The organism is Waltera acetigignens (assembly GCF_025567015.1).
Taxonomy (GTDB): domain Bacteria; phylum Bacillota; class Clostridia; order Lachnospirales; family Lachnospiraceae; genus Acetatifactor; species Acetatifactor acetigignens.
Genome location: NZ_JAOQJO010000016.1, coordinates 39279 through 63381 on the forward strand (window position 1 = coordinate 39279; position 24103 = coordinate 63381).

Annotated in this window: 24 protein-coding genes; 2 read left to right on the forward strand and 22 right to left on the reverse strand. The window is 46.6% G+C overall.

Annotated features, from left to right (window positions below):
- Window positions 1–41: 41 nt before the first annotated feature.
- From OCV96_RS14555 to OCV96_RS14565, 3 genes are read right to left on the reverse strand one after another with little or no spacing between them, the layout of a single operon-like run.
- Entirely contained in the window at window positions 42–467 is a 426-nt protein-coding gene (locus tag OCV96_RS14555; RefSeq protein WP_022312911.1) for a GerW family sporulation protein, read from the reverse strand.
- Between the two features lie 23 nt (window positions 468–490).
- Entirely contained in the window at window positions 491–1456 is a 966-nt protein-coding gene (locus OCV96_RS14560) for a DUF2953 domain-containing protein (RefSeq protein ID WP_262594780.1), read from the reverse strand.
- The gene (locus tag OCV96_RS14565; RefSeq protein ID WP_117466318.1) at window positions 1450–1773 is read right to left on the reverse strand and encodes a hypothetical protein; all 324 of its coding nucleotides are present in this window, start codon (window positions 1771–1773) and stop codon (window positions 1450–1452) included. Before OCV96_RS14565 ends, OCV96_RS14560 begins: the two co-directional genes overlap by 7 nt.
- A 124-nt stretch (window positions 1774–1897) precedes the next feature.
- Between OCV96_RS14565 and OCV96_RS14570 the strand changes: the two genes are divergently transcribed.
- On the forward strand, window positions 1898–2950 hold the full coding sequence (locus OCV96_RS14570) for an HD-GYP domain-containing protein (RefSeq protein ID WP_118503793.1): 1053 nt from the start codon (window positions 1898–1900) through the stop codon (window positions 2948–2950).
- A 25-nt stretch (window positions 2951–2975) separates the two neighbouring features.
- Here the strand turns inward: OCV96_RS14570 and OCV96_RS14575 are convergent, their stop codons facing one another.
- The 13 genes from OCV96_RS14575 to OCV96_RS14635 form a co-directional block, all read right to left on the reverse strand.
- Complete coding sequence (locus tag OCV96_RS14575; protein ID WP_022312907.1) at window positions 2976–3416, reverse strand: NUDIX hydrolase; 441 nt, start codon at window positions 3414–3416, stop codon at window positions 2976–2978.
- Between the two features lie 20 nt (window positions 3417–3436).
- Complete coding sequence (locus OCV96_RS14580; RefSeq protein ID WP_262594781.1) at window positions 3437–4936, reverse strand: peptidoglycan D,D-transpeptidase FtsI family protein; 1500 nt, start codon at window positions 4934–4936, stop codon at window positions 3437–3439.
- A complete protein-coding gene (locus tag OCV96_RS14585; RefSeq protein WP_262594782.1) occupies window positions 4923–6248 on the reverse strand; it encodes an FtsW/RodA/SpoVE family cell cycle protein in 1326 nt (441 codons plus the stop codon). Before OCV96_RS14585 ends, OCV96_RS14580 begins: the two co-directional genes overlap by 14 nt.
- A gap of 19 nt (window positions 6249–6267) precedes the next feature.
- Window positions 6268–8493, reverse strand: coding sequence for a peptidase U32 family protein (locus OCV96_RS14590; RefSeq protein ID WP_262594783.1), 2226 nt, complete (start codon window positions 8491–8493; stop codon window positions 6268–6270).
- 72 nt (window positions 8494–8565) lie between these two features.
- A complete protein-coding gene (locus OCV96_RS14595) occupies window positions 8566–8967 on the reverse strand; it encodes a cell division protein ZapA (RefSeq protein ID WP_022312903.1) in 402 nt (133 codons plus the stop codon).
- A 126-nt stretch (window positions 8968–9093) separates the two neighbouring features.
- Complete coding sequence (ruvB, locus tag OCV96_RS14600) at window positions 9094–10083, reverse strand: Holliday junction branch migration DNA helicase RuvB (RefSeq protein WP_262594784.1); 990 nt, start codon at window positions 10081–10083, stop codon at window positions 9094–9096.
- A gap of 15 nt (window positions 10084–10098) precedes the next feature.
- Window positions 10099–10725 (reverse strand): Holliday junction branch migration protein RuvA, encoded by a 627-nt coding sequence (ruvA, locus tag OCV96_RS14605; protein WP_118503787.1) that lies wholly within the window; start codon window positions 10723–10725, stop codon window positions 10099–10101.
- Between the two features lie 122 nt (window positions 10726–10847).
- Entirely contained in the window at window positions 10848–12653 is a 1806-nt protein-coding gene (locus OCV96_RS14610; protein WP_262594785.1) for an ABC transporter ATP-binding protein, read from the reverse strand.
- Window positions 12654–12906: 253 nt separating this feature from the next.
- Window positions 12907–13926 carry a ketol-acid reductoisomerase gene (gene ilvC / locus OCV96_RS14615; protein ID WP_118503785.1) on the reverse strand — a complete coding sequence of 340 codons (1020 nt, stop codon included), beginning with the start codon at window positions 13924–13926 and terminating at the stop codon, window positions 12907–12909.
- 94 nt (window positions 13927–14020) lie between these two features.
- Window positions 14021–14539 (reverse strand): acetolactate synthase small subunit, encoded by a 519-nt coding sequence (gene ilvN / locus OCV96_RS14620; protein ID WP_022312898.1) that lies wholly within the window; start codon window positions 14537–14539, stop codon window positions 14021–14023.
- A 126-nt stretch (window positions 14540–14665) separates the two neighbouring features.
- On the reverse strand, window positions 14666–15154 hold the full coding sequence (gene ilvN / locus OCV96_RS14625; RefSeq protein ID WP_022312897.1) for an acetolactate synthase small subunit: 489 nt from the start codon (window positions 15152–15154) through the stop codon (window positions 14666–14668).
- Window positions 15155–15175: 21 nt separating this feature from the next.
- On the reverse strand, window positions 15176–16792 hold the full coding sequence (gene ilvB, locus OCV96_RS14630; RefSeq protein ID WP_022312896.1) for a biosynthetic-type acetolactate synthase large subunit: 1617 nt from the start codon (window positions 16790–16792) through the stop codon (window positions 15176–15178).
- A gap of 52 nt (window positions 16793–16844) precedes the next feature.
- Window positions 16845–19361, reverse strand: a complete 2517-nt coding sequence (locus OCV96_RS14635) for a homocysteine S-methyltransferase family protein (RefSeq protein ID WP_262594806.1) — start codon at window positions 19359–19361, stop codon at window positions 16845–16847.
- 147 nt (window positions 19362–19508) lie between these two features.
- Here OCV96_RS14635 and OCV96_RS14640 point away from each other — a divergent pair, with 147 nt between their 5' ends.
- A complete protein-coding gene (locus OCV96_RS14640; RefSeq protein ID WP_118669126.1) occupies window positions 19509–20003 on the forward strand; it encodes a hypothetical protein in 495 nt (164 codons plus the stop codon).
- Window positions 20004–20113: 110 nt separating this feature from the next.
- On the opposite strand, the gene OCV96_RS14645 is transcribed toward OCV96_RS14640, so the two are convergent.
- The 6 genes from OCV96_RS14645 to OCV96_RS14670 all read right to left on the reverse strand — a co-directional run bounded on the left by OCV96_RS14645 (window position 20114) and on the right by OCV96_RS14670 (window position 24061).
- A complete protein-coding gene (locus OCV96_RS14645) occupies window positions 20114–20404 on the reverse strand; it encodes a DUF4870 domain-containing protein (RefSeq protein ID WP_022312893.1) in 291 nt (96 codons plus the stop codon).
- Window positions 20405–20467: 63 nt separating this feature from the next.
- On the reverse strand, window positions 20468–20896 hold the full coding sequence (locus OCV96_RS14650; protein WP_022312892.1) for a DUF2752 domain-containing protein: 429 nt from the start codon (window positions 20894–20896) through the stop codon (window positions 20468–20470).
- Window positions 20880–21332: a DUF4190 domain-containing protein gene (locus OCV96_RS14655; RefSeq protein WP_262594786.1), complete on the reverse strand. Its 453-nt coding sequence runs from the start codon at window positions 21330–21332 to the stop codon at window positions 20880–20882. The genes OCV96_RS14650 and OCV96_RS14655 overlap by 17 nt, the downstream gene beginning before the upstream one ends.
- 34 nt (window positions 21333–21366) lie before the next feature.
- Window positions 21367–21801, reverse strand: a complete 435-nt coding sequence (locus OCV96_RS14660; RefSeq protein WP_022312890.1) for a TM2 domain-containing protein — start codon at window positions 21799–21801, stop codon at window positions 21367–21369.
- Window positions 21802–21940: 139 nt separating this feature from the next.
- Window positions 21941–23578: a glycosyltransferase family protein gene (locus OCV96_RS14665; RefSeq protein ID WP_262594787.1), complete on the reverse strand. Its 1638-nt coding sequence runs from the start codon at window positions 23576–23578 to the stop codon at window positions 21941–21943.
- 81 nt (window positions 23579–23659) lie between these two features.
- Window positions 23660–24061 carry a YolD-like family protein gene (locus OCV96_RS14670; RefSeq protein WP_262594788.1) on the reverse strand — a complete coding sequence of 134 codons (402 nt, stop codon included), beginning with the start codon at window positions 24059–24061 and terminating at the stop codon, window positions 23660–23662.
- Window positions 24062–24103 lie beyond the last annotated feature (42 nt).

The following is a 24103-nucleotide window of genomic DNA, read 5'->3' on the forward strand; positions in this document are numbered from 1 at the left end:
CAGACTGTTCTCACTTTATTATATGCAGAGTATTTTAAATATTACTTGTCTTCTGTAGTTTTCTCTTCCTCTTCAGGAAATGCGATATCTACCACTTCCGCATCGGACATTTCTTCTTTTTCCTTCGGCTGGGTAAATTTATCTACGATATCGGGAATCATATCCAGAATCTTGGTGACTGTATCCTGATTCTTGATATTTACCAGCTTGGTGGAACCGTTTTTGATGACCAGAACCGCACTGGGGGTCATCTTACCGCCTAAGCCTCCGGCTCCGGATGCGGATTTTTTCTCAGAATTATTGCCGGCTCCGGCACCGACACCAAAGGTGACATCCACAAGTGGCAGGATGATCGTATCGCCGATCTTTGTAGCCTCACCGACTACGGTTTTAGTGGATAACACGGTATCCATACCCTTCAACAGGGATTCTACAACGCCCTGAAACTGATTCTCTTTGTCTGCCATAACAAACCTCCTGTTTTACACTGTTATTTTTTCTGTGTCTTCTGATATTGTCTGATTTTATGCAACAATTCCCGTAATCGCCGATCTAAAAGCAGTCGGACGGAATGGAATAATACACAGGCCGCGGTAAAATGTCCGGAAGCCTTGAAATCCCCTTCCAGAATCGCCTGTTCAAAATCCGGGGTAATGCAGATCCCCTTTCCCAGCTTCGGAAGCACCATTCCGTAGATACCATACAGATATCCCGTAGTATCCGGAGAACCGGTGCCGACCGTGGCATTGACCGTAAGCTTTCTCGGGCGCAGCCGCTTCCAGATATGTCCGAAACGTTTCCCGGCATGTTTCAAAATTCCCTGGGTATCCGGGTCATTCCACAGGTTCTTGTAAAATGCAATGTTTTCCAGAATATTTTTGATTTTATCACAAATCTTTCGGACTGTGTACCGGATTCTTGTAAAAAATGCGTACAGACGATCCGTAGTCTTCCCGGGAGCTTCTCCCGCTGGCTCCGGCGTTCCCGTTTCCGGGATTCTGGAATCCTCCCTTTCCGCAGCAGACTCAACATCTGCGGCCGTTGCCGAGAATGCCGTGGGATCTTCTGCTTCGACCAGCTTAGGCGTCCCGACAGATTCCGGGGTATGTTCTTCTGTTGTCTGCTCCGCAGAAGCGGGTGTTTTCTCGTTCCCTGTCGTTTCCGTCGATGTCCGGTCTGTTTTCTCCGGCTTCTCTACGGAAGAATCATATAGCGTAAAGAATAAAAACTTTACGCAAATTTTCCCGGGATCAGGATAATCGCAGTTCATCCGCAATAGACCGAACAGCCATTTTACTCTCGCGGTGATAAAGAATTCCTCTGCCGTCCGCTTTCCGGCAGCTTTGTAAGAAATCGGAAAGAACAGAACCAGGAAAATTACCACCAGTGCGATTTCCAACAGGATCAGAAGCACGATCCCAAGAATACTCAATATTTTAAAAAGAATCGTCAACATAGTAAATACTCCCGCAGATTACAGTCCCCTCTGGCTTTCAGGCACTCTCCGGTGATCCGTTCGATCAGCTGCAGCGCATCCTCGTAGCCGGAAGCCATACCGAGAACGAGAAATTCTTCGTCCTTATAATGAGGCTGTACCAACTGTCTGGCATCAAAAATATCCAGCTGATCCGCGGGATTTCTGGCCGGAGTGATCAGATATACATTGGCCAGAAGAGGCTTTTTATTCAGCCTCTTTTTTAGTTTATCCAGTTTTTCCGGCGCGATGCCCTCTCCAAGATAGAGATTTTGCGCAAACTTCAGCTTTCCTGCCATACACAAGTTCCTTAAATCTTTTTCTCCTAGTATAGCATAGTTTCCTTTATATTACAATTTTGTTACTTGACTTTTTAGCATGATATTTTATACTTGAATTAGTACGAATGAGGAGGATACAGCTTTGAAGGTTATTACGAAAATGGAGTTACAGCCGGATATGGTCCTGGGGGAGGACATTCTGGATCAGGATCGTGTGATCTACCCTGCAGGAACCACCATCACTCCGCAGATCATTGAGAAATTGAAACGGTACAATCTGGTATGTGTCACCATAATGGAAGATGTTGATTTCGCCACTACACATTATGCTAAGATTCGTTTTGATTCTAATTTCAAAGCATTCGAACGTGCTTATCCGTTGTTTTTGGGACAATATAAATTAGCCATGAAACAACTGCTGATCATGGGAAGAAAACCGGCGGATATTATTCTGCTGACAATTTACAACGAATTGTATTATTATATTACTTCCGGCCCGGTACTGTTAGACTATCTGTACAATCTGATGCCCAGTGAGGATGAACTCACCTATACCCAGGGACTGAATGCCGCTCTTCTGGCGGGGACCTTCGCTGACTGGCTGGGAATGAGCGAAGAAGAGAAAAATACCCTGATTCTCTGCGGTTTCTATTATGATATCGGCAAGCTGCAGCTGCCCTATGAACTGTTATGGAAGCCCGGCAAACTGACGGATGAAGAATTCAAAGTTATCAAGACTCATCCTGTAGTCGGTTATACCACCGTACGTAATCAGGATCTGAATGAGCATGTGAAAAATGCTGTGATCATGCATCACGAACGACTCGATGGCAGCGGCTATCCTTACCATATGTCCGGACAGAGAATTGATGTCTTCGCAAGGTATATTGCCATTATTGATGCCTATATTGCCATGGCGTCTCCCAGAACCTACCGTAATGCGTTGACACCGTTACAGATTCTTGGGAATTTCGAAAAGAGTCTGGATAAATATGACGTGGAATTATTGATGCCGATCATGAAACGTATTGCAGATGCCCAGATCGGAACCAGCGTGGAACTGAATGACGGAAGCATCTGGGAAGTACTGATCATTCATCCCAACAAATACTCCCGTCCCATTTTAAAAAATGATAAAAACGAATTTGTAGATCTCTTGCAGAGACCAGATCTGGAAATCGTCAAGAATGTTTAAAAATATTTCAGAAAAGCAGGAATAATCAATTTTTCCATTGATTATTCCTTTTTCTTTCCTGATAATCCGCATAGGCTTTTTCCAGAATCTGCTTTTCATTGGCAAATTTCAGAAGATGATATGCTTCATGATATTTGTAAAAGCCGGAATCCACAAAATACTCTTCTCTCTGGGGCTTGCTGTAATAGCTGTCCGTTCCCATCAGATACCAGTGGACTTCCTTCTCCACCACATCTTCCGGTACGGTAAAAGAATACTCGCTTCTGCCGATATAATCTACAATGTATGCCTTGGAACCGCTTTCCTCCAGCACTTCCCTGAGTGCGGTCTCCTCATGGGTCTCCCCGGCTTCGACGGTACCCTTCGGCAATACCCAGCCTTCATATTTATTCTTAATGTTCTTATACAGCAGCAGGATCTTCCCACGGAAGATCACAACGCCACCGCAACTGGTAGCCTCTATCATGATTCTTTTGACTCCTCCGATCACTCTTTCTGGTTGAAGTAAGCATCAAACAGACGTCTTGCAATGGGAACTGCGTAATCACCGCCACTTCCTGCACCCTCTACGATAATGGTGACACAGACTTCCGGGTCTTCTGCGGGAGCAAAACCGGTAAACCAGGCATGGCTGTCACCTTTGATATTATTGTATTCCGCAGAACCTGTCTTACCGGCAGCCGTATAGTTTAAACCTCTTAACTTGGAAGCAGTTCCCTCTTCCACAACATCGGTCATCAACTGTTTCAGAATCGCAGATTCGTCCTCTGTCATCAGACGGCCGTATTCCGATGCCTTAAAGCTTTTTACCACAGTACCTTCATCATTTTCCACATGATCAATGACATAGGGCTTCATCAGAACACCATCGTTGGCAATGGCACAGGTGATCATATTCAGATGCACCGGTGTGATCTGGGTCTTACCCTGACCGATGGAGGTCTGCATCATTTCCGCGGAAAGTGTACTTTCGGAGACGATAGCCGAGCTTTTGGCATAATTCAACGTAAGTGGCAGATCTTTATTGAACAAAAGGTCATTCAGTGTCTCCTGAAAAGCCTCTCTGTCCAGGCTCATTCCAATATTGGCAAAGGACGAGTTACAGGATTTTGCAAAGGACTTCTGAAAGCTGACCTGTCCGTGACTGGAACCGTGATAACAACTGATTTTGCTGTCTCCCACCCGGAAAGAACCATTACAGTTATAAGAATAATTCTGATACGTGGTGGGATTCTCCCGGATATATTCCAATGCCGTTACGATCTTGAAGGTGGATCCGGGCGGATAAAGTCCCTGGGTGGCGCGATTCAACAGTACTGTACTGGAATCATTGTCGATCAGATCATCCCAGATCTCCGGAATGGTATTCGGATCAAAATCGGGATGCGACACCATTGCCAGAATCTTGCCGGTAGACACTTCCGTTACAATGATGGCACCACGGTAAATATCCAGCTGGTCGTTGGCCACCTGCTGGATATGGACATCCAGTGTGGTATATACATTATCTCCGGGATTCTTTTTCCCGGCAGTATCGTTTTTCACTTTATTGCTCAGGGAGGTATTGGTGTTGATCAGATAGTAATTGGCCAGAGCCTCCACTCCCATGCGTCCCTGGGTGGAATAACCTACGATATGAGAAAACAGATTCTTATACGGATAGTTTCGAGTCTCCTCTTCATCCGCATCCAGTATCGTCTCTGCCAGAACATCCCCATCCCTGGAATAAATGGATCCGCGGTAATTGCGGGACAGCAGAATCTGCTGACGGGAATTATAACTGTTGTTGATCATATCCTGTTCGCTGGTTGCCACAAAATGACCCAGATAGACCAACAGGCACAAGAACAGGACACCGATGCTTCCGGCAGAAAGCCAGATTTCCCGCTGGTTGCCCATACGTTTTCTGTTCCGGGCGTCCTTTTTGCGGTCGGCATCTTTTTTCTGTGTATTTTTCTGCGTATTCTGCGCCTTATTTTCTGCCACCTCTGCGCTCTCCTTCCTTCTGCAGGCGAATATAGATTCCCTGTATAATGAAAAACATGATCATGGTCGTCATGACGGAACTTCCTCCATAGCTGATGAAAGGAAGTGTCACTCCGGTCAGCGGAATGAACTTGGTACCGCCGCCAATGGTCAGGAATATCTGGAAAATATACATAATACCGATGCCGTATACGATCAGCTGATAGAATCTGTCATGAATGCATACTGCCACCCGCATCATTTCCAGAAAACTGCTGACACAGATCAGGATCAGACATATTCCGAAGATCACGCCCAGTTCCTCGCAGATGGAAGAAAAGATAAAGTCCGCTTCCACATAAGGAATCGCTGTGGGATTACCTTTTAACAGTCCCATGCCGAACCAGCTTCCACTGCCGATGGCAAATAATGACTGGGTGATCTGATAGCCTTTATTGTCAATATATTTCCAGGGATCCTGCCAGGCCAGTACTCTGACCCGTACATGATCGAACAGCTGATAAGCCAGATAAGAAGCCGCACCTCCGCCGACAAGTCCTGCCAGAAGATACAGATAATTTCTTGTGGCAGTAAAAACCACAAAAACAAAGCCAACGAAAAAGATCAAAGCACTTCCCAGGTCCTTGGATACTACCAGGATCACCACATGGGCTCCCGCAATGATCGCCGTCAGAACGACTCTCTGGAAGGAGACATTTTCCCACAACGCTCCCGCCAGAAAGAACAGGAACAGGATCTTGACGAATTCCGAAGGCTGGAACGTGATTCCTCCCAGGGAAAATGAAATCTTGGAACCATGGGTCACCTCTCCCAGGATCAGCACCGTACTGAGCAGCGCAATTCCCAACGTGGCATACAGCCAGGTGATCTTCTTAAAAAAGTGGATCTTTCCCAGCAGATACGGAACCAGCAGGGAAAAGATCAGAGATACCAGTACGATCACATATTGCCGGATGGCCTTGTCAAAAGATAATCTCGATACGATGCAAAGACCGATTCCCAGAAGCATACACATATTATTCAGCAAAAGCCTGTTAATATTCTCGTAGATCAGCGATACCATCGTGATCGTAGCAAACAGAAAGATCAGTATAAATGCAAAGAAAAACAAATACTGAAAATCTCCGCTGACAAGGGACAGGTTCAGAAAACAGAGGACCTGCACCAGAAACATCAAAAGATCCTGTAAAATAAATACTCCACGATGCTTCTCTCCCACCGGATACCGAAAGGTATAAAAACAGCTTGCCGTATATAACACCATAAAAAAGGCGATAAAATATTTGGATAATTCAATCACATATTCCTGCATGAATCCAAAACCTTTCTGTCTATTCTACTCCACGTTTTTCATGACCGGTGGTATATTCCCCATAGGGCAATTCCTTACGGGTACCGGCAAAATACTCCAGGACTTCCAAAGTCTCGGTCTCATTTTCCGTGGTAAAATCCAACCGTCCGGTCACCAGGCCGCTCCATTTACATAATTCCTTGTGCAAGGAAAGCGGAACACTGTTATAGATCACATTAAAACAGTGGGTACAATTCCGCTGAACCGGAAATCTTTTATGATAGCGGTCGATCAGATCCAATGCCTTCGGATTCTCCTGCGGCTGACACCGGTCAGTGGTCTTCTGCACGCAGTTGGCGGTGACCATCATAGGGATCCTGCCGTATATTACTTTTTCCGCAGGAAACGCAGGATCCAGAATGTCTCTCTGCTCTGCGGCATTCAGCTCCAACGGCAGACAATAGCCGTCTAAGAATGCCTTCCAGAAATCCCGGCTGGTTCGGTTCCAGAGATACAGACTATGATCCCCATAGATTTCTTTTCCGGTAAAATTCCATTGTTTTAATAACGCGATATGTTCCATGTTTGCTGCCTGAAAGCCATTTATATATGCCAGATTTTCCAGCAGCAATTTCCGTAATTTTTCAAGATACTGCCCATCCCGCAGGCGCAGGATCTTCGGCAGAGCGATCACAGATTGGATCTCTTTTTCAGTAAGGCTTCTCAAAATCTTCTCCGCAGCGGACGGATCCTGTAACAGGAAATCCGCATCCAGATAGAGTCTGAGTTGTCCGGCGGTTCTGACCGGATCTTTCCAGAAGGATGAACCGCAAAAGCCCTGCCATTGTTCCGGGGTCCGTATCGTGACAGCCCATTTTTCATCGGATTTTTGAGACTTTATACTATCGTTTTTCCGAAAATCACCATCGTCAGCCAGTGTCGGAACTTTTTCGGAAGTTCTCTCATAAGGGAAGCCGTTTGCAAGGATCACTTGCTCTTCCAGCAGGGAAAGTCTCTTTCGGCGTAACTCGTTGATAGCTTTTAACGGGTAGAAAGCATTGTCACTTACCCGGATTCCGAGGGAGTCCTCCAGATGGAAGTGACTGTCGCCAAGTTTCCCCAGCTGTTTTGCTATATTTTCCTGTGTGATGGGCTGTCGGAAAGCTTCTTCTACCACATTCCCTTCTACGGTGACGGCACTCTCTCCGGTCCACAAATACAATTTTGCGGTCTCCCCGGTCAGGAATTCAGCCTGCATGGATACCGGAAGGGTCAGCCTGTGTTCCAGATGCTCCTTCCGGATATTCTGAAGCAAAGTCTCATCACTACCGCTGTAAGCCGGGCTGTCCAGAGTCACCATCTCCCCGCCGTTGTGCTTGTGATAATAACCATCCTGTCTCTCACTGCGAATATAGAGGCAGGAAAGCGTATGCATATCTGCCGCAGAAATCTTCTGAGGAGCTTTGGAATCCGCATAATACCGGTCAATATATTTGCGATAAATTGCCGTAACTCCGGCGGCATATTCCGGCTTCTTCATACGGCCTTCGATCTTAAAGGAGTCGATCCCTGCCTCCAGAAGCTCCGGAATATATTCAATGGTACACATATCTTTCAGGCTTAAAGGATAACATTCCTTCGGATGTTTTCCAGTGGTATAGGGCAGGCGACAAGGCTGGGCACAACGTCCTCTGTTGCCACTTCTGCCCCCCAGAATACTGCTGAACAGGCACTGTCCGGAATAGCAATAACACATGGCTCCATGGATAAAGCATTCGATCTCAAGCCCTGTGACTTCCTTGATCCTGCGGATCTCCGCAAGGCTCAGCTCTCTGGCGGGAACTACACGACAGGCCCCCTGTTCCTTCAGAAAAGCTGCCCCATATTCCCCTGTAATGGTCATCTGAGTGCTTCCATGGAGTTCCATCCCTGGAAAATGTTCTCTGAGATATGCAAATACTCCCATGTCCTGGACAATCACCCCATCCAGTCCGGCCCGGTAATAGGGCAATACATATTCATACAGTCCGGAAAATTCCGATTCTTTTACCAGTGTGTTTACCGTCAGATATACTTTTCGCTGAAAAAGATGAGCATACCGGATGCAGGCAACCAGTTCTTCTTCCGAAAAATTTTCCGCATAAGCTCTGGCCCCGAAACGGCTGCCACCCAGATATATAGCATCCGCACCGGCATGGATAGCCCCGTAAAAGGCTTCCGCATTTCCGGCAGGTGCCAGTAATTCTACTTTTTTTGCTGCTTTCATAGATTTCAGATTTCCTCTATTACATTCGATTCATATAAGCAAATAGCTGCCCGAAAACGGACAGCTATCAATTTATTTGTCTTTTAATTCTGTCTCCAGACGTACAATCTTCTTGGCGTCTTCATTTAACTGCTTTTGCAGTTCCTTCCCCTGCTTTTCTGCATTTTCCAGTTTGATCTGTGCTGAAATCAGTTCATGCTTCAGATCATAAAGCTCTTTTTCCTTGCCCTGCAGTTCTTCCTCCAGAATGGAGATCTGCTTCTTGGCTTTAAAATAATCATCTGCAATATTCAACTGGAGCAGAATGTTCTGCTTATCCAGAGGTTGTCTGCGAAAGCCGTCCAGCTTCCCGTATTCGGTAATCTTTCCGTTGATGTAGGAAGCAATTTTCTGCATATAATCTTCACTTTCATAGCCGCTTAAAGTAAATACTTTTCCGCCTATGATCACTTCTGTATCTGTCTTAGGTGACATCTCCACACCCCTCTTAACACTCTTTTGAAAAACACAATATATGCCATTTACGCAAAAATATAATACAAGATTTATTATATATCAGAATGTATAGGGTGGCAAGTAAAATTTCGTAAGCTGCACGTATCAATTCAGTCCCAGATGATGATAGGTAAGATCTGTGACTACACGGCCTTTGGGTGTTCTGTTCAGAAATCCGTTCTTGATCAGATAGGGTTCGTAGACATCCTCTATCGTACCGGCATCTTCACCGATGGCAGCTGCCAGGGTATCCAGCCCCACGGGACCTCCGTCGAATTTCTCAATGATCGTGACCAGAATATTGCGGTCGATATGGTCCAGTCCCATCTTATCGACATCCATCAGATCCAATGCCGTTCTGGCTACCTCCTCGGTAATGATCCCGTCGTATTTAACCTGTGCAAAGTCACGGACACGTTTTAAGATCCGGTTCGCCAGTCTCGGTGTACCGCGGCTTCTTCTGGCCATTTCCCTTGCTCCGGCCAGTTCGATCTCCACGTCCAGGATCCGGGCGGAATGCATGATGATCTGCTGTAATTCCTCTATGGTATAAAATTCCAGATGATGGATCATGCCGAAACGATCCCGCAGAGGTGCAGTCAGAAGTCCGGCACGGGTGGTCGCTCCCACCAGAGTGAATTTCGGCAGCTCCAGACGCACAGATCTGGCACTGGAACCCTTTCCGATCATAATATCGATGCAGTAATCCTCCATGGCCGGGTACAGTACCTCTTCCACCTGACGGTTCAGCCGATGGATTTCATCCACGAATAACAGATCTCCCTCCTCCAGATTGTTCAGGATCGCCGCCATTTCACCGGGCTTTTCAATCGCAGGGCCACTGGTCACCTTCATATGCACACCCATTTCGTTGGCTATGATTCCTGCCAGCGTGGTCTTGCCCAGTCCGGGAGGTCCATAGAACAACACATGGTCCAGTGCATCTCCGCGCTGCTTTGCTGCGGTAATATACACCTTCAGGTTCTCTTTGATCTTGGACTGGCCGATATAGTCGTCCAGTGTCTGGGGCCGCAGAGAGCCTTCCAGTTTGATATCTTCTTCTGTGATATTTGTCTCTATCATTCTTCTAGGCATAATTTATCCGGTTCCTTAAAACAATTTTTTCAGGGCAGCTTTCAGAATCGCGCCGGAATCCATGGTCTCCACATCCTCAAGGGCATTGACAGCCTTGAGGCTCTCTGCCTGTCCGTATCCCAGTGCCACCAGTGCTTCCACGGCTTCCTTTTTCTTCTCACTGTCAATGTGCAGGCTGCCGGCAGTCAGGATTCCCTGGGCTCCGCCTGCGGCGATCTCTCTGGAGATCAGTGTATCATCAATGGAGAGCTTATCTTTTAATTCCAGAATCAGGCGCTGCGCCGTCCGGGCTCCCACTCCCGGGGCCCTGGAGATTGCCTTGGCATCCCCGGACATAATGGCAAACCGCAGAGCATCTGCATCCATGACCGATAATATTGCCAGCGCTCCCTTGGGACCGATTCCGCTGACTGTAATGCACAGCTTGAACATTTCCAGATCACTTCGGGAGAGAAAACCATATAGTAAAAAGGCATCTTCCTTCACATAGGTATAAGTGTAAAGCCGAACTTCTTCTCCGATTCCCGGCAGCCTGGAGGCTGTATCCGCAGAAATCCTTACATTGATGCCAAATCCGTTGACATCGATCACAGCGTTATCTACCGTGGCATCTTCCAAAAAGCCATTCACATATGCAAACATATATACTAAGTCCTCGTCTTTCCTGTCCTGCAAATAGTAACCTGTAAAAATCGGCTACGATATGTTTATCATACCATAGCCGAACATATGTTTCAAGCAACTTTTCTGTTTTCTGATTTCCATCAGCTCTGAATCTGTTTCAACTGATAAAATTCTCCCTGCAGAGCCATAAGTTCTTCATAAGTGCCGTACTCTGCGCAGCGACCGTCTGCAATGACCGCGATCCTGTCGGCATCCCGGATGGTGGACAGTCTGTGGGCCACGATAAAGGTGGTACGCCCTTCTGTCAGATTGTTCAGCGCCTGCTGGATCAGCTTTTCTGAAATACTGTCCAGAGCCGAGGTGGCTTCATCCAGTACGATCACCTTCGGATTCCGGATCAGTGCTCTGGCAATGGAGATACGCTGTCTCTGACCGCCAGAAAGTTTGCCGCCGTGCTCTCCCACCATGGTATCCAGACCCTTAGGCAGTGATGCAATCAGATTCGACAGATTGGCAGCTTTGATCACTTTCTGCAGTTCTTCCTCCGACACATTTTCGCAACCGTAAGTGATATTGTCACGGATCGTTCCGGAGAACAGGATCGAAGTCTGGGGAACTACAGCCAGGTGCTTTCGGTAGGTGCGTAGATCGATCTTACTGATATCCTTGCCATCGATCAGGACTTTTCCGCTTTCCGCCTGATTAAAACCGATGACCAGATTCAGGATCGTAGACTTTCCGGCGCCGGATTCTCCCACCAGTGCAATAGTCTCTCCCGATTTCACATGAAGATTCAGATGGTTCAATACATTATGTTCGTTATTTTTATAATGGAAACATACGTCCTCAAAATCAAAAGTACCGGTCACCTGTTCCAGTTTTTCCTTGCCCTCATTATCTTCGATATCTTCAGATAACAATACTTCACCGATGGAATTGACGGATTCAATACCCTTGGCAATGGTAGGCAGCAGGGTGACGATGGAGGACACCTGATTGACTACCGTGGCAAAATAACTCTGGTACAATGTGATATCGCCTGCCTGAATTTTGCCGCCAATGGCCAGATATCCGGTAAATGCCAGACAAATCACCTGGAAGATCTGGAATACTGCCCAGCCCACCGAGCCAAACAATGCCTGGATCAGATCCAGTTTGTAGCCTTTTTCCGCCACAGCAAAAAGCTGGCCGCTCATTTTTGCCACTTCTTCGTCCTCCAGGGCATGTGCTCTGGTCACAGGCACAAGTTCCACCATTTCCATGACTCTGGCGGAAGTCTCTTCCATTTCCTTACGGAATTCAGTGTTCCGCTTTTTCATGATATTCCGGAAAGTGACCATGGTGATGGCTGCTACCGGTGTGGTCAAAAGGAAAAAGATAAATACGATCCGGCTCTTGCTGATGGTGACCACCAGCGCCACACCGATATTCAGCGCAATGTTCAGAATGCTTAAAAATAACTGTGTGGAAAGCCCCTCTACCGCTTCCACGTCACGCATGATCTTGGACTGCAATCGCCCGGACTGAGTCTCCACATGATAGGAAATGGATAACTGCTGAAGCTTTCGGATCAATGCTTTCCTCAGTCCCGTCTCCGCATAGCGGGTGGCCAGACTCTTGTAGGAAGTATACAGATAGTTCATCGGAATGTTCAGCAGGATCAGCCCTGCTTCCAGAATACTGTAAAAAATAATGTTCCGAAAAGTATCCGGGTTGTGGGATGTCACATCATTGATGATATTGGCTGTAATGATCGGCAGTACCCAGACGCAGGCATGCTTTGCAAAAAAGCAGATGACTGCCAGAACAAATTTATGATAATTTCCCTTGTACAGATGCATTAACGTCCGCAGAGGATGCCCCTGATTGTTCCGGTAACATTCGATAAACCAGCTTTCGGTATCCATTTTCTGCCTGGGAGAGGTTTTTGCTTCAAAATCTTTCATACCGCTTTTCATGCCTTTCCGTGATCTGCGCATTTATGTCTTTTCCTGTCCACAGATCTGTTTCATGTTTCAATGCCACGTTTCTATTTTTCGGGCTTACTTATTCATTTTATCGCAATTAATATGTATTTTCCAGTTTGTTTTTGCGGTTTTCCTTTGAAAACAACTGATTTTTTGTCAAAACAAGGCTGTGTCAGAACTTTTACATTCTTACACAGCCCTTTTGTCATAGCATTGGATTTTTTACAGTTGATTAGTTGTTGATCAGCTTATCACTCTCGTTGTTCCAGCTGTAAAGCTTACGGATCTCTTCGCCGACCTTCTCGGAAGGATGCTCAGCAGCAAGCTTTCTCATAGCCTTGAAGTGAACCTGCTTGCCTGCGGGAGACATATCTAACAGGAATTCCTTAGCAAAAGTACCATCCTGAATATCGGACAGGATCTTCTTCATGGTCTTCTTGGTCTCCTCGGTGATCAGCTTGGGGCCGGTGATGTAGTCACCATACTCAGCGGTGTTGGAGATAGAATATCTCATGCCTGCGAAACCACTCTGGTAGATCAGATCTACGATCAGCTTCATCTCATGGATACACTCGAAGTATGCATTTCTGGGATCGTAACCAGCCTCAACCAGAGTCTCGAAACCAGCCTGCATCAGAGCACATACGCCGCCACACAGAACTGCCTGCTCACCGAACAGATCGGTCTCGGTCTCGGTTCTGAAAGTGGTCTCCAGAACGCCTGCTCTTGCGCCGCCGATACCCAGTGCATAAGCCAGTGCCAGATCCTGAGCCTTACCGGTTGCATCCTGCTCTACAGCGATCAGACAGGGAACACCCTTACCAGCCTGATACTCACTTCTTACGGTATGTCCGGGTCCCTTGGGAGCGATCATGGTAACATCAACGTTCTTGGGAGGTACGATACATCCGAAATGAATGTTGAAACCATGAGCGAACATCAGCATATTGCCCTCTTCCAGGTTGGGCTCGATGTCGTTCTTGTACAGATCAGCCTGCTTCTCATCATTGATCAGGATCATGATGATGTCAGCACGCTTTGCAGCTTCTGCAGCGGTGAATACTTCGAACCCCTGTGCCTCAGCCTTTGCCCAGGACTTGGAGCCCTCGTACAGACCGATGATAACATGACATCCGGAATCCTTCAGGTTCAGTGCATGTGCATGACCCTGGCTGCCGTAGCCGATAATTGCGATAGTCTTACCCTCTAATAAAGAGAGATTACAATCTTCCTGATAAAAAATCTTAGCCATTTTCTTCTCCTCCGTTATGAGACATAAAATTTATAACTGATAGGGATCTTCCCTAGAGCTAACATAAAGTGTGAGGTCTTACGCCTGTCAGTCCTCAATCTTCAATATAGGTAACGTTCTCGATACCTCTTCCCAGACCTGTGATACCGGTTCTGGCAAGCTCCAGCACTTCGTACTCTTCCGTAAAACGCTGGATCAGCGCATTGACCTTGCTGTGATTACCGGTAAATTCAACGATCAGATTCTCCGCACCTACATCAATGATCTTCGCACGGAAATTGTTGGCAAGGAATTCTACCCCCTGGCGAATCTCCAGACGCTTTTCGGGATCTACTTTCACCTTGACCAGTACCAGTTCGCGGTACACGCTGTCATCCGGGTCCAGTTCCTTAATATCCCGGACATCCACAAGCTTTCCCACCTGCTTCTCGATCTGTTCCAGAATATCGTCATCTCCCGATGTCACAATGGTGATTCTGGTAAAACGGGGATCGGCGGTCACACCTGCCGTAATACTTTCGATGTTGTAACCGCGACGGGAAAACAATCCGGCAATACGGCTCAACACACCTGAAGTGTTGTCAACTAACAGCTGAAATACTTTTTTCTGCATGAATATCTACCATACCTTTCGTATTTCTACAGCCGTCCTCCCTGACGGAGCAGCAACTGTATTCTTAATATAGCAAGATGACTGCAGAATGTCAATTAGTGAATTTAACATTATGATTGATGTATTTTAATCATCATTTTCTGTGCATTTTGATAATGCCAAGGTTCCTGTTCGAGCTACTTCCACAATACTGATGGTCTGAAGCATCTTGATCAGAGTGTCGATTTTCTCCGGAGCATCGCAAATCTGCAGCATCATAAAGTGTTTTGACATATCTACGATCTCTGTTTTCATAATGTCACAGATTTCTATAATATCCCTACGATTATTCTTGTTATATTTAACTTTTAATAACATTAATTCCCGGGTATAGCACTGTTCCTGGGACAAAGTCTTCACTTTGATGACATCCAGTTTCTTATTCAGCTGCTTTTCAATCTGCTCTAGGGTACGCTCATCACCGGAGCTTACAATGGTCATACAGGAAACTGCATGGTCATCGGTCTCTCCCACGGCAAGGCTGTCAATATTAAAACATCTTCTGGAAAACAGACCGGCTACCTTGCACAGAACACCGGAACGGTTCTCTACCAATACGGAATATATTCTCTTCATTTTAAGTACAGCTCCCTTCCGTTATTTTACCAGATCCATCGGATCGATCAGACATTCTAACAGCATGGTATTGTCTTCCGCCAGAAAAGCGTCCAGAATCTCATCCACGTGTTCCATGTTGTTCAATCGCAGATACGGAATATCATAGGCCGCAGATAATTTCTCCAGATCCGGGCTTCCGGACAGATCCACGACAGAATAATGATCTTTGTAGGTATAGTGCTGGTATTCCCTTACCATACCCAGATAATTGTTCTTTAGCACGATGATCTTTACCGGGATATTGTGCTGTCTGATCGTAGCCAGCTCCATCATGGACATCTGAAAGGAACCGTCACCGCATACCGCAATAACCTGCTTATCCATGGCCGCTGTCTTGGCTCCCATGGCTGCCGGAATAGAATAACCCATGGTTCCCATACCGCCGGAGGTCAGGAATTTGCCTTTTTTCACAATGTGATAGCCGCAGGACCAGATCTGATTCTGTCCCACGTCCGCCACATAGACACCGTCCTCCTGCATCTTCTCGGAAAGTCTTGTGATAAATGCTGCAGGATCCACATAATCGGGATTAGGGGTTCTCTTCTTCTCCATGGTAGAGCGATATTCATTCAATGTAGTGAGCCATTCCTCGTAGTTACAGTCAAATTCTTCTTTCTGAAAATCCTGGAAGATGTGTTTTGCATCACCTACCAGTGGAATGGAAGGACCCGCATTTTTGCCGATCTCCGCAGGATCCACGTCAATGTGCACCAGCACTTTGTTTCTTGTGATGAGATCCGGCTGACTGACCGCGCGATCTGCCACTCTGGCTCCCACCATGATCAGCAGATCCGATTCATTCATGGCACGGTTGGCATAAGTCTTACCGTTATTGCCCACCATTCCATAATAAAGCGGATGTTCGGTAGGCATAACACCGATACCCATCATGGTGGACACCACGGGAATACCGTGTTCTTCCGCAAAGCTGCGCAGCTCCTCCTCGGCCTCACTGAGCAGGACTCCTCCTCCGGCACAGATAATGGGACGTTTCGCCCGCTCCAGCTCTTTGATAACCTTCTTGATCTGCACGGCATGTCCTTTTACGGTAGGCTTGTAGGTACGTAGATTCACTTCTTCCGGATAATGGAAATTTTTGATCGTTGCATTCTGGATATCAATGGGAATATCGATCAATACCGGCCCTTTTCTACCGGTATTGGCAATATAAAATGCTTCCTTGAACACTCTGGGAATATCATTTACATTTTTCACCAGATAGCTGTATTTTACAAAAGATTCCACGGCGCCGGTAATATCCGCCTCCTGGAACACATCACTGCCCAGCAGTTCACTGTTGACCTGACCGGTAATGCAGATCATGGGGATACTGTCAGCAAATGCCGTGGCAATACCGGTGATCACATTGGTGGCACCGGGGCCGGAGGTCACCGCACATACACCGGGTCTTCCGGTCATACGGGCAACACCGCTGGCCGCATGGGCCGCGTTCTGTTCTGTACGGATCAACACCGTTTTGATGTCAGAATCCAGAATGCTGTTGAAAAAAGGACATATGGCAACACCGGGATATCCGAAAACAGTACTTACCCCCTCTGCTTCCAGACATTTAATAATCGCATCTGCTCCAATCATTTTGCTTTGCTCCTTTATCTATACTCCATTATTTCTGTTGTTTCAGACTCTTTTACATCAGGCTTTTGGCCAGTTTCACGGCATCCGCCGCATCCTTGGAATAGCCGTCGGCACCGATCTCATCCGCATATTCCTGCGTAATGACAGCGCCGCCGATGATGATCTTGGCGGTGATGCCTTCTTCTTTTGCGGCTGCCACGATCTCCCGCATTCTCTGCATGGTGGTGGTCATCAGTGCTGACAGGGCAATAAATTCCGCATGATGTTCTTTCGCCGACTCCAGAATTTTCGCCTGCGGCACATCCTTGCCCAGATCGATCACATGGAATCCGTGGTTTTTTAACATCAGTGCCACCAGATTCTTGCCGATATCATGGATATCTCCTTCCACCGTGGCAATGACCACCACCGGCATTTCTTCTCCGGTGCCTCCGGTCTGCAGCAACGGTTCCAGCACCTCGATGGAATTCTTCATGGCTTCCGCACTGGCAATCAGCTGCGGCAGAAAATACTTGCCCTGATCAAAGAATTCACCTACCTGATTAATGGCAGGGAGCAGTACCTGATTCAATAGCTCCGCAGGTTTCTCTCCGCTTTCCAATGCTTCCTTCGTGATCTTTACAATGCCGTTACGGTTGCCTTTCAGTACCGCCGTCTTCAGCTTGTCCTGCATTTCATTGATCTGCGGACCGTTATCAGCAGTCGCTTCTTTGGCGGCATTGCCGGCAGTGCCTGTCTTGGCGGTTGTTCCCTGATTTTCCAGCAGTGCCAGTTTTTTTGCCAGTTCCGCTTCTTTCTCTTCTCTGCGCTCCCTGACGCCACCGGCGTACTCGATATAGCGAAGAGCGGCTTCTTCTTTGTTCAACAGCAGATCCGCAGCCAAAGCACAGCTCATCAGAAGTTCCTGGGAAGGATTGGCAATAGCCATGGTCAGTCCCGCCTGAATTGCCAGCGTCAGGAATGCGGTATTAACAAAACTTCTCTCCGGCATGGCGAAGGAAATGTTGGACAGACCGCAGATCGTGGCAAAACCGTTCTCTTTGCAATAGCGGATGGTCTCCAACGTTTCCAGTGCAGCTTTCGGATTGGCACCTACCGTTGCCACCAGACCGTCCACCACGATATCTTCTTTGCACATTCCCAGAGAAAGTGCCCGGTCATAAATCTTGTGAATAATCTCTTTCTTCTCTTCTATATCCTTGGGCAGTCCCGCATCCGACAAAGGAAGCAGGATAAACATAGCACCGTATTTGGCTACAATGGGAAGTAGTTTTTCAAATTTTTCCGTCTCCAGAGATACAGAATTGACCAGAGCACGTCCGGGATAATTACGCAGTGCAGCTTCTAAGACTTCCACGTAGCTGGAATCCAGGGAAAGAGGCAGGTTCGTGACACCGCTGACTTCCTCCAGAGCCCGAAGCATGCTGGCTTTCTCGTCGATACCGCTCATGCCCATATTGATATCCAGTACCTTGGCACCGCAGGCTTCCTGTTCTTCGGCAAACTGTATCACCTTTTCAAAGCTGCCCTCACGAAGCTGTGCCTGAAGTGCTTTCTTGCCGGTAGGATTGATACGTTCTCCCACAACAAAAAAGCCGTCATCCAGACCAAAGCTGTGGGTAATACGTTCGGAGGTCAGATATCGAATTCCATCCGGTCTTCGGGATGCTGCAACCTTCGCATCTGTACCAAATCGTTCATGGATCTGTCTTATGAATTCCGGAGTGGTACCACAACAGCCGCCAAGAATCGTAGCTCCGGCATTGACCAGTACTTCCATCTCTTCTGCAAACTCTTCTGCTTCCATGTTGTAGCAGGTAGTTCCGTTTTCATCCAGAAAAGGAAGTCCGGCATTGGGTTTTGCAATTACAGGAATTCTGGTATGGGATACCATCTCCGAAATAATGCTCTCCATCTGAGCCGGACCAGTGGAACAGTTGGCACCGATAGCACTGGCCCCCAGGCTTTCCAACACAATGGCCGCCGTTTTCGCATCCGTACCGAACAAAGTTCTTCCATCCGCTTCAAAGGTCAGTGTAGCGATTACCGGCAAATCACAGACTTCTTTCGCCGCGATCAGTGCCGCTCTGGTCTCCGCCAGGCTCATCATGGTCTCCACCACCAGAAGATCCGCCCCGGCATCCACCAGACAAAGAATCTGCTCTTTATAAATATCGATCAGTGTTTCCAACTCCATTTTTCCCATGGGCTTTAACTGTTCACCAGTCATTGTGAGATCACCGGCCACATAAACCGGATGTCCCGGAGTACTCTCTGCCGCTTTCTTCGAAATAGCCACCAGATCACGAATCATGGAAGTCATATTTTTTTCCAGATGATATTCTGCCAGTTTGACGCGATTGGCGGTAAAGGTAGGGGCATACAGGATATTGGTTCCCGCCTGCACGTAATCCTTCTGTAATTGCAGCATGACATCCTGATGCTCCAGGATCCACTGCTCCGGGCAGACGCCGGAAGGCATTCCTGCCTTCACCAGATTGGATCCTGTAGCGCCGTCCAGATATAAAATATGGTCTTTACTTAACGTAATAAATTCTTCTCTTGTCATAGTTCTCTTTTCCTGTATCTTGATTCTTTTAATCATACCACAATGTCCTTTTATTCGTAAAGGGGACGTTTTAACATTATAAGGTTGCGTAAAACTGCAGAATATGATAAATTTTTAGATGGATCAAATGATTTGGAGGATATAATTTTGAAGAAAAAAATACTTGCCCTTACGGCCGGACTGCTGACCGCACTTACGCTTACCGCCTGCGGAAAGGATCCTGCGCTGACACAGTTTAAGGAGGAAATAGATTCTTTTTGTACCAAGATCTCCGATATAGATACCGAGATCAACAACGTAGACGCGACATCCGAAAATGCCACCGATGAACTTCTCGGTTATCTGGATCAGCTGGACAGCGCTTTTCAGGATTTTGCAGCGTTGGATTTTCCTACTGAATTTGATTATCTGGAATCTCTTGCCGATGAAGCAAGCGAATATATGACCACTGCGGTAGAGAGTTACCACGATGCCTATGATAACGGTGGTTACAATCAGCTGACCGCAGACTATGCAAAGGAAAATTATGCCAGAGCTTACAAGCGGATCCAGATCATCATCACTTTCCTGCACGGTGAACAGCCCGAAGATGTAAATCTGACCACTGCAGAGGAAACAGCGGCTGCTTCTGCTGCAGAATAGTTACAATTTTTTAATAATCACAGAAACGTGCGCTGCCAGGCGCACCCATAAAAAGAATCCCCGATGTAATGAACACCGGGGATTCTTTTTATGACTTATTGTCATTTTTATTATTTTAAAATCTTGATCTGGCCGATCAGAGGAACTTCCTTCTCCTGCTCCTGGCAAGCATAAATCAGACCCATGATCCAGCATACAAACAGAAAGATGCTTAAGATAGTGCCAACAATACCACCTACATAAGGAATGTAGTTGATTACTGCTGCAACGATCTGGCCGATCAGAATAACCAGAGCCTGATTCAGATGGAACTTAGCACCCTCTTTGTCACCTGCGCAAAAAGCAACGATCCAGCCGATCCAGGTAATGTAAGCAATGATACCCGTAGTTTTTTTATTCATGTTTTCTCCCTCTGCACTTTTGTGCGATAAAATATTCTGTATATGTAAAAAATGCAAATACAGTCATAATGTAATGTGAAACTTCAGAAGCAAAATATTCTTCAGAATAAAGTTCCCTATCATGATCCCTACCGCCGCATACAGATGCCATTCATGAAAGCGCCAGCCTTTGATCCTGCCAATATGTAATCTGGCAAGGGTCTGACTTAGCATAAAACCTCCAAAGATAACAACAGTATACGTAACCAGTGGATGATACCAGGTGGCCAGTAGCGGATGTCCAGTAAGCAGTGCACTTACCGCTCTCGTTCCACCACAGCCGGGACAGTAAATCCCAAATAATCGATAGACCACGCAGGTATATCCCTGCAGTCTCGGAACGATTATATGAAGATACAGAAAGCTTCCGATGCTTCCGACCAGCAGAAATATCCATCCTGCAATATAAAGCTGATCTTCCAGGCTCCGCTGGTTTTTAGTAGTAGTTTGCAAGTTCACTCATAAATGCTACAGAAAATACAGCAGCTAAGATTGTAATGATAATTCCCAGTACAATACCAATGATAGAACAGATCAGTCCAGCCTTTGCCAGGCCGGTCTTGCCCTGCTTATTGGCAAATACTGCGCAAATGATACCACCGATTCCAAACAGTGCGCCGATCCATCCAGTGCAGCATCCAAGTACGATGGAAAGGATACCCAGTACCAGGCTGACAATAGCCAGTACATTGGTTTCTTTGTCCTCCGGCTGCTGTACAGGAGCTGTTGTAGCTGCCTGAGGCTGTACATTTGCGGTATAATCCTGATAATTGTTCACAGGCTGTTCTGTTACCGGGGTCTCCTGTACAGTTTCTGCTGCGGAGCTTACTTCTGTTGCAGTAGTATCTACTGTAACATTGTTTTCATTTTCAAAATTCTGTCCGTCCATTTTCTCCTCTTTCTGGCCTGGAAAAGGCCTGATATTAATCTGCCAGGGGATTACCCTTGCCGTCTGTGTCGATCTTGCCGGTCAGGATCATGATACCTTCTACCAGTCCCCAGATACCTACACCCATAACAATGAATACGCCGACTACCACACAGCATAAAAGGATTCCCACGATGGAAAGTACCAATTGGGTAACTGCCTTACCGGTATAGCCCAGATAGAAATTATGTACGCCGAACGTACCAAGGAAAATTGCCAACAGACCGGCTACCAGTTTGGATTTTGCATCCGGTGCCGGTGCCTGCTTATTGGCTACGCCACAGTTTAAACATACTGCAGCATCCGGAGCTAAAGGCTTACCGCAGTTATGGCAGTAATTATTCCCCTGTCCCTTGGCCACACCGCACTTTACGCACATCACAGCTTCGTCTGTCATATAAGGCTCGCCGCAATTCTTACAAAAGTACATTTATTCTTCCTCCCTCTTTTTTGTTCCTGACTCATTTCTCAGTCATTACTGTACATTATACAGGATGTTTATATATTTTACCAGTGCTATTTTCACATTATAGGCTCTCATAACGTGCAATTTCTACCGGAAAACGAAGTTATTTCCGCCTTTTGTCACAAAATATGAATAATTTCCGATACAATTCGTAATATCCAAAAACTGCCATGACAGAGAATACCGGAATGGTATTATATAGATATCTGGCTCTTGCCTCAAATAACATAACAAATAAAAACATACCGATAAATGTAACGATCATCACAGTAGAAAGACACAGCCGGTCAGACAGGTTCTCTTCTGTCCGGTATTTAGGTCTGCGGATTGTTGACACCGCCGTCCACAAAAGCATACCAGCCTCTGTTATGACTCCCAACAGTACAAAAAGCCATAATCCCTGGCTGATCGTCGTAAACCAGATATAATTGCTGCCGTCCTGCCAGTAAAAAGCCCTCAGAGCTTCTTTCCCGGAGCTGTCAATGTTCAACGGATATTCCCACGCCTGAAAATACCCTTCCTGATACCAGCTGAACGTCCCATCGTTAAAATTCATGACCTGCTTACGCAGCCAGAACCGGATTGTACCCCAAATACCACGATCACCGATTCTTTTGCGGATTCCTTCCATCTCATATTGTATCCGGGTATTTTTATCCGTACCAGCAAAAGATCGTACGATCTCAAGTCCCTCTCCGGAACAGGCCCCGGTAGTATCCTCATTGAGGCCGTTATACATATAATTACTCCAGCCGATCTCCATATCCGCATTATAATCATACTGTACGGAACAGTAGATTCCCTGCTTACAGAAAGCCCCAAGTCCGAAAGCCGCTATCAGAAGCAAGATTTTTAAGCCGGTCTTCTGCAGCCGCTTACGCATTGGCACCTCTTCCCAGGCAGACCATACCAGATCCACCAGTACTACCGCAATCAATGTGACATAGCAGGTGGCTTTCATGATTCCGCCAAGGCACCCCAGAAACATTATCAAAAACCATAAAAGGTATTTCCGTTTTCTCCCATTCTTCCGGAACAATGAATACAGTAGAAGAATCAGGATCGGCATGGCAATGGTGCTTCCGTCCGTATAGGGAATAATCTTCCAGGGAGAGATTCCCAGAAAGATGCTCTGAAAGACCAGGGCAATCACGGAAATTCCAAGGTTCCTGCTGACCTGAAGGACCAGAAGTACTGAACAGAATACCGCCAGTGACAGCATGACGCACTGGAACTGGATCCAGATAAATTCCGGATTGTAGGGATACCCCTTAAGTCCTGAGGCAAAAGAATACAACTGATACAAAAGCCATGTAACGGGAATATTATTACTGTAGATCGTATAGTAATCGTCATACCCCAGTGTCTGGCCCTCATAAAGCCAGCGGGCGGAATTGGCCACCATGCCGCAATCCCAGCCACCGTAAAATGCAATGCATTTGGATATTTTTATATTCACAAGACAGAACAGAATACAGACTGCCAGTGTGATCCCGGTAAACCAGACTGCTATGCGTCCGGTGTAAGGAATCTTTCGCAGAAAATAGTACGCTGCCCCCAGTACAGCCACTCCGATCACCGCGCACAGGGATAGTACTTTATTTCCCTCCACGGTAATGATCTTATGCATTTCGTTGTAGTTCACATTGGTCCCGTAGAATACTATATAATAGAAAACAGGAAGAAACAGTACAAGCAAAAGCACTGACAGTGTTGCTGTACTGATACATTTTTTCTTCATTGTCAGAAATTCCTTTCCATTCTTGTTCTCAAAATACTATTGGTAATATTTTAGCATTTCTCTGAACTATTTACAATGTAACTACAGAAAATCGATCCCGTAGATCCTCTCTACCGGAATTTCTGTTCCCTGTATCCGAAGGCTTTTTGTGTTTTCATCGATTTTGCGGACACAGCCTTCTACGGCAGTATAACTGCCGCCGTCCTTTTTCTCATCCGGCACAAAATAAATAATTTTCACCGGCACTGTGTCCAGCAGATGCTGTTGCAAATAAGAAATCTGGCGGTCGAGCTCCTGCTTCCTGTCCTCATCCAGTTCCACAAAACGGTCTGTCCGGCGGGCCGTTTCTCTCAGAGCGTCATCATATCCCGCCAATGCTGCAAACGGTGAAAACTGTGCAGCACGGTCCTGTAAAGCCATTCGGGGATGGGTGGATGACACCGGGTGAGGCAGATGGAGCATGTCCTTATATTTTTCATTCATCTTTTTACTCTTTTCCTGTTATCGGATTTTGTGGTCCGATAA